This is a genomic window from Bradyrhizobium sp. PRIMUS42, from assembly GCF_023006515.1.
Lineage (GTDB): Bacteria > Pseudomonadota > Alphaproteobacteria > Rhizobiales > Xanthobacteraceae > Bradyrhizobium.
This window is the reverse complement of record NZ_JALBGZ010000377.1, coordinates 1-6,236: the sequence shown is the minus strand read 5'-3', so window position 1 is coordinate 6,236 and position 6,236 is coordinate 1. Positions and strand designations below refer to the sequence as shown.

Genomic DNA, 6,236 nt, shown 5'->3' with positions numbered 1-6,236 from the left:
ATAGGGGCAGAGCAGATCTTCCGGGTACAGATGCATCTTGGCACCAAAGCCGCCCCCGATATCGGGCGCGACCACGCGCAATTGATGTTCGGGAATGCCGACTGTCTCCGCCTCGTCCAGCGCCAGCAGATCGGTGCCTTCGAGCGTGACGGAGCCGCCGACGATGCGGCCGGGCGGATCCGGCACGAGTCGCATCAGCGAGAGCGCGGTGACGCTCTTGCCGCAGCCGGATTCGCCGACAATCGCCAGCGTCTCGCCGCGCTTCACGCTGAACGAGAGATCGTCCACCGCCTTGAACAGACCGGAATTGGTGAAGAACACCGTCTTCAGGTTCTTCACCTCGAGCACGAGATCGGATTTGTCCACCATCAGCCGCGTTGCCTCGGGTCCAGGATGTCGCGCAGGGCGTCACCGAACAGATTGGCGCCGAACACGGCGAGGCTGATGGCGATGCCCGGGAAGATCACGAGCCAGGGCGCGGTGCGCACATATTCGGCGGCGGACTCCGAGAGCATGCGGCCCCATGACGGATAAGGCTCGGGAATGCCGAGGCCGAGGAAGGACAGCGAGGCTTCGGTGAGGATGGTCGAGCCGAGCTGGGCGGTTGCGAGCACGATCAGCGGCGCCAGCGTGTTCGGCAGCACATGGCGGAGCGCGATGCGGACCTCGCTCATGCCGATCGACTTGGCGGCTTCAACGAAGGGCTGCTCGCGCAGCGCCAGGGTGTTGGCGCGGGTGACGCGCGACACGGTCGGGATCAACGGAATGGCGATGGCGATGATGACGTTCGGCAGGGACGGACCGAGAGCTGCCGTCATGATCAGGGCGAGGACCAGCAGCGGCAGCGCCTGAAGAACGTCGGAAACGCGCTGGAATATGAGATCGACCCAGCCGGACAGATAGCCTGATGTCAGCCCGACGATGACGCCGATGGTGCCGCCGAGCGCGGTCGAGCCGATGCCGACGGCCAGCGAAATGCGCGCGCCGTGGATGATGCGGCTGAACACGTCGCGGCCGAACGAGTCGGTCCCCATCCAGTGCGCCAGGCTCGGCCGGGCCAGCGCGCGCGCGGAATCGACCGTCAGCGGATCATAGCGCGCGATGAAGTCGGCAAAGATCGCGGTGAGCACGAACACCGTCATGATGGCGAGCCCGGCCGCGCCGAGCACGTGCCGCTGCGCCAAAAACAGCACGCGCCGCCAGCCGCCGGTCGCATGCGCGCCGGCCCGCCGTAGTTCGAGATCGTAGTCGATCGCGGCCAAGCTGGTCTCCTAGTCCGTGTACCTGATACGCGGGTCGAACACCGCGTACAGCATGTCGACGATGAAATTCGCGCTCACCACCACGACGGCGATCAGCATCACGAGATTCTGCACGATCGGATAGTCGCGCCAGCGGATCGCCTCGACCAGGAAGCGGGCGACGCCGGGGATGTTGAACACGGTTTCGGTGACGATCAGGCCGCCGATCAGGAACGCCGCCTCGATGCCGATCACGGTGATGACGGGCAGGATCGCGTTCTTCAGCGCGTGGTGATAGTTAACCGCGGTATCGGAGGCACCCTTGGCACGCGCCGTGCGGATGTAGTCCTGCCGCAGCACCTCCAGCATCGAGGACCGGGTGATGCGCATGGTCAGCGCCGCGCTGCGGAAACCGACGGCTGCGGCCGGCACGGCGTAGGTTGCGAACGCCTCGAGCCAGGTCTGCGGATTCGGATTGAAGATCGGCATCTGGCCGAACATCGCCACGGACGCGGTGAGGATCAGAAGGCCGAGCCAGAACGAGGGCAGCGACAAGCCGCTGAGGCTGACGACGCGCAAGAAGTAATCGAGCCGCGTGCCCTGCTTCACGGCGCTGATGACACCGAGGGGAATGCCGATCGAGGCCGAGAACAACAGCGCCAGGCCGGCGAGCCGCGCCGTGATCGGGATCCGCGGCAATATTTCCTGCAGCGCCGGCTTCTCGGAGACGTAGGAGTAGCCGAAGTCGCCGCGCAGAAAACCGCTGATCCAGTGCCAATATTGCACGATCAGCGGCTGGTCGATGCCGAGCTCCTTCTCCAGATTGGCCTTGTCGGCGGGATCGACATAGCCGGCGGCGGCGAACAGGATGTCGACGATATTGCCGGGCACGATACGCAGCAGGAGGAAGATGACGATCGAGATCCCGAACAGGGTCACGAGCATCAGGAACAGGCGTCGCACCAGATAGGCAAACATCCTTCGCCCTCCGCGAGCCGCTAGCGCATGATCCGGAAAAGTGCGTAGCGGTTTTCCGAGAAGATCATGCTCAAAACCAAAAGTCTTCAGCCACGCCGGCTACTTGTCGAGCCACACATCCTCGTAGCGAAAGCCGTTATAGGAGCTGTTCGACATGATCGTGATGCCCTTGACGTAGGGCTGCCAGCACGTGCCGGCCCGCGCATGGAAGATGATCGGACGGGCGACATCCTCCTGCAGCTTCTTGTCGATGTCCCATACCAGCGGCTTGCGCTTGCTGACGTCGGTCTCCTGCGACTGCACGTCGAACAGCTTCTCGATCTCCTTGTTGCAGTAATTGGTGTAGTTCCGTTCCGAGCCGCAAGAATAGTTTTCGTAGAAGGACTGGTCGGGATCGTCGACCGAATTGCCGGTCAGATTGAGCCCGAGCATGTAGTCCTTGCGCGCGACCTTCGGGAACCAGTTCGCGGTTTCCACGACGTCGAGCTCGCCGTCGATATAGATGCTCTTGAGCTGGTCGATCAGGATCACGGCGGGATCGCGATATTCCGCGATATTGCGCGTCGAGACCTTCACCGCGAGATGCTTGTCGGGACCGTAGCCCGCCTTCTGCATCAGCTTCTTCGCTTCCTCCCGGTTCGCATTCACGTTCCGGCCGTAGCCCGGAATGGTCTCGAGCTTGTCCTTGGGCATGCCCCAGATGCCTTGGGGCGGCGGCAGCATGGTGCCGCCGATATCGGCTTGGCCTTCGAACAGGATGTCGACGAAGGCCTTGCGGTCGAGGGCAAGTGCCACCGCCCGGCGAATATCGATATTGTCGAACGGCGCGGAACTCGAATTGACGATGATGTTGGTCGAAACGTTGGTCGGCTCGACGACGCAGGTCGCGTTTGGCGCCTGCGACTTGATATCCTTCAGGAGCGGAATCGTGATGTGCGTCGGGAAGGTCATGTCGAACTTGCCGGCGACGAAAGCGAGAATCGCGGTCGAGCGGTTCGGGATGATCGTGTACTCGATGCCGTCGAGATGGGGTAGGCCCTTCTTCCAATAGTCCGGATTGCGCGTCAGCTTGATCGATTCATTGGCCTTGAACTCGACGAACTTGAACGGTCCGGTCCCGATCGGATGGGTGCGCATGTCCGCCGGCGAGACGTGGCAGGGGTAGACCGGCGTATAGCCGGATGCGAGCATCGCCAGCAGCGAGGGCTGTGGCCGTTTCAGATCGAAGGAGACCTCAAAATCGCCGCTCGTCGTGATCTCGTTGACTTCGCTGTACCAGGCCTTGCGTGGATTCTGCCGCAGCTTCTGCTGCGATTTGCCCATCAGCAGATCGAAGCTGCACTTCACGTCGGCCGATGTGAACGGCTTGCCGTCGTGCCATTTGACGCCCTGGCGCAGCTTGAACGTCAGCTTCTTGTTGTCGCTGCTCCAGGACCAGCTTTCGGCGAGCTCGGGCCGGAGCGTATCGGGACTGTTCTGCGCGATATGCTGGTCATAGATGACGAGATTGTTGAAGACCCCCATGAACGGCACGTTGACCGAATATGTCGCGCCTTCGAGAATGGATGCGTTGGCCGGACTGTCGCGGTGATACATCCGCAAGGTTCCGCCCTGCTTGGCCTCGCCTGCGAGCGCGGCGGTTGAGGCCGTCAGCACAGATAGCGCCGCCATCGCGGCAAGCGCCCACACGCTCCGCATGCTCATCCTCCCTGGACATCGGCCTTTTGCGGCCTGTTTGAGCTGACGATAGCACGCAAGTTGGGGGTGGCAACCCGGTAAGGTCGCATGCCGCCTCGACAATTCGGATGATCCAAGGCCGCAGGGTTTTCATAGTCTCGCAATGTGGGAGTGCAGTGCGAAGAGATGCGAACTGAAGCGTCACGCTGCTTCTCCAGCGCTCCGCCGTCGTCCCGGCCAAGCAGAGCTCAGATCCGGAATCCATAACCACAGGGAGAAGCTTGGCGAAGACTCGGAGCTATGCGCTCGCTCCATAACCACTCCCCGTGGTTATGAATCCCGGGTTCGCGACTTCGTCGCGCCCCGGGACGACACCTTTTATCTGGTTACGTCTTGAGCATCTCACGCTCTAGCTCAGTGCCCCTCACACGATCCGTGACGCTTTGTTCCCCCAATACCGATCCCGCAGCAGCCGCTTGTACAGCTTCCCGGTCGGCAGCCGCGGCAATTCCTTCTCGAAATCGACCGAGCGCGGCACCTTCTGCCGCGACAGCGATTTTGCGCAGAACGCGATCAGCTCTTCGGCGAGCGCCTCGCCCGGCACCACACCCGGCATCGGCTGCACCACCGCCTTCACCTCTTCGCCGAGATCGGGATTGGGCACGCCGAACACTGCGGCATCGGCGACCTTCGGATGGGTGATCAGAAGATTTTCGCATTCCTGCGGATAGATGTTCACCCCGCCGGAGATGATCATGAAGGTCGCGCGGTCGGTCAGGTACAGGAAGCGGTCGGCGTCGACATAACCGACGTCGCCGACCGTGCTCATGCTGCCGTCGGCCGAACGCGCTTCCTTGGTCTTCTCAAGGTCGTTGAAATATTCGAACGGCGATCCCGTCTTGAACCAGACCTGACCCGGCGTTCCGGTCGGGCATGCCCGCATGTTCTCGTCGAGAATGTGGAGGTCGCCAAGCAGCACCTTGCCGACGGTGCCGCGATGGCTAAGCCATTCCTCGCTGTTGCAGGCGGTGAAGCCAAGGCCCTCCGTCGCGCCGTAATATTCGTGGATGATCGGCCCCCACCATTTGATCATGTCGTCCTTGACCAGGGCCGGGCAGGGCGCGGCGGCATGGATTGCGATCTCAAGCGAGGACAGATCGTAGCGGCTGCGCACTTCTTCCGGCAGCTTCAGCATGCGCGAGAACATCGTCGGCACCAGCTGGGTGTGGGTGATGCCCCAGTGCTGGACCAGCTCGAGATAGCGCTCCGGATCAAAGCTCTCCATGATGATGACGGTGCCGCCCATGCGGATCGTGAGGTTCACGGCAGCTTGCGGCGCGGAATGATAGAGCGGGGCCGGCGAGAGGTAGACCATGCCCTCACGGTAGTGCCAGAGCTTGGTCAGGAAATCGAATAGCGGCAGATTGTGCTTCGGCGGCTCCTCCGGCAGCGGCCGCAGGATGCCCTTCGGCCGTCCGGTGGTGCCCGATGAATAGAGCATGGCGGTGCCGAGCCATTCATCCGCGATCGGTGTCGTCGGCATATCCGCGGTCACGTCCGCAAGACCGACGATGCGATCGCTCTCGCCTGGGCCGTCGGCGACGATGCAGAGCTTGATATCGGGGCAGGCCTGGATCGCCTCGCGCGCGATGTCGAGTTTCGCCACCGACGTGACCAGAATCTGGGACTGGCTGTTGACGAGCAGATAGGCCAGCTCGCCCGGTGTCAGGAAGGAGTTGATGCAGGTGTAGTAGAGACCGGAGCGTTCGCCGGCGCCGCAGGCCTCAAGATAGCGCGAATTGTTCTCCATGAAGATCGAATAGTGGTCGAGCCGCCTCAAGCCGTGCTTGCGGAACAGATGGGCCAGCCGGTTGCTGCGCGCATCGAGCTCGCGATAGGTGACGGCCTCGCCCGTGGCCGCCATGATGAAGGCGGGCTGCAGCGGGCGTAGGCGGGCGTGCTGACCTGGGTACATCTATCCTCCGGCTTTGGATTATGCGGCGAGAAGCAGGATTTCGCGAACGTCGGCAGGGCTCTCGATCTTGCGCGGGTTGCGCGAAATCCAGTTCGTGCGCATCGCCTGTTCGGCGATTGCGTCGAAATGCTCGGGCGCCACACGCACGTCCGCGAGGCTGCGTGGCATGCCGAGCGAGCGGATGAAGGCATCGAGCACGTCGGCGGCGTTGTGGCCAGGGAAACCCATCGCGGCCGCGACGATCATCTGGCGCTCGGCATTGTCGCGCGCATTCCAGCGCATCACCGCCGGCAGCATGATGCAGGAGGTGTAGCCGTGCGGCACGTCGAAGGCCGCGCCCAGCACATAGCCGATGCCGTGGCTTG

The 6,236-nt window shown here is 62.8% G+C and carries 6 protein-coding genes; all 6 read right to left on the bottom strand.

Annotated elements, in window-relative coordinates; genetic code table 11:
- Positions 1–369, bottom strand: a 369-nt coding sequence (locus MOV75_RS23925) for an ATP-binding cassette domain-containing protein (protein WP_247006730.1), incomplete at its 3' end; no start/stop codon positions are given.
- Positions 369–1,262 carry an ABC transporter permease gene (locus tag MOV75_RS23920; protein WP_246928794.1) on the bottom strand — a complete coding sequence of 298 codons (894 nt, stop codon included), beginning with the start codon at positions 1,260–1,262 and terminating at the stop codon, positions 369–371. The genes MOV75_RS23920 and MOV75_RS23925, both read right to left, overlap by 1 nt.
- 9 nt (positions 1,263–1,271) lie before the next feature.
- Complete coding sequence (locus MOV75_RS23915; protein ID WP_246928785.1) at positions 1,272–2,219, bottom strand: ABC transporter permease; 948 nt, start codon at positions 2,217–2,219, stop codon at positions 1,272–1,274.
- A gap of 99 nt (positions 2,220–2,318) precedes the next feature.
- Complete coding sequence (locus MOV75_RS23910) at positions 2,319–3,917, bottom strand: ABC transporter substrate-binding protein (RefSeq protein WP_246928783.1); 1,599 nt, start codon at positions 3,915–3,917, stop codon at positions 2,319–2,321.
- 403 nt (positions 3,918–4,320) lie between these two features.
- Complete coding sequence (locus MOV75_RS23905; protein ID WP_246928781.1) at positions 4,321–5,871, bottom strand: AMP-binding protein; 1,551 nt, start codon at positions 5,869–5,871, stop codon at positions 4,321–4,323.
- Between the two features lie 18 nt (positions 5,872–5,889).
- On the bottom strand, positions 5,890–6,236 hold a 347-nt coding region (locus tag MOV75_RS23900; protein WP_247006729.1), incomplete at its 5' end, for an iron-containing alcohol dehydrogenase.

Bases quoted from the DNA above. Each gene is read 5' to 3' on its own strand.
- MOV75_RS23915 (WP_246928785.1), bottom strand. From the start codon at position 2,219: ATGTTTGCCTATCTGGTGCGACGCCTGTTCCTGATGCTCGTGACCCTG.
- MOV75_RS23910 (WP_246928783.1), bottom strand. From the start codon at position 3,917: ATGCGGAGCGTGTGGGCGCTTGCCGCGATGGCGGCGCTATCTGTGCTG.
- MOV75_RS23905 (WP_246928781.1), bottom strand. From the start codon at position 5,871: ATGTACCCAGGTCAGCACGCCCGCCTACGCCCGCTGCAGCCCGCCTTC.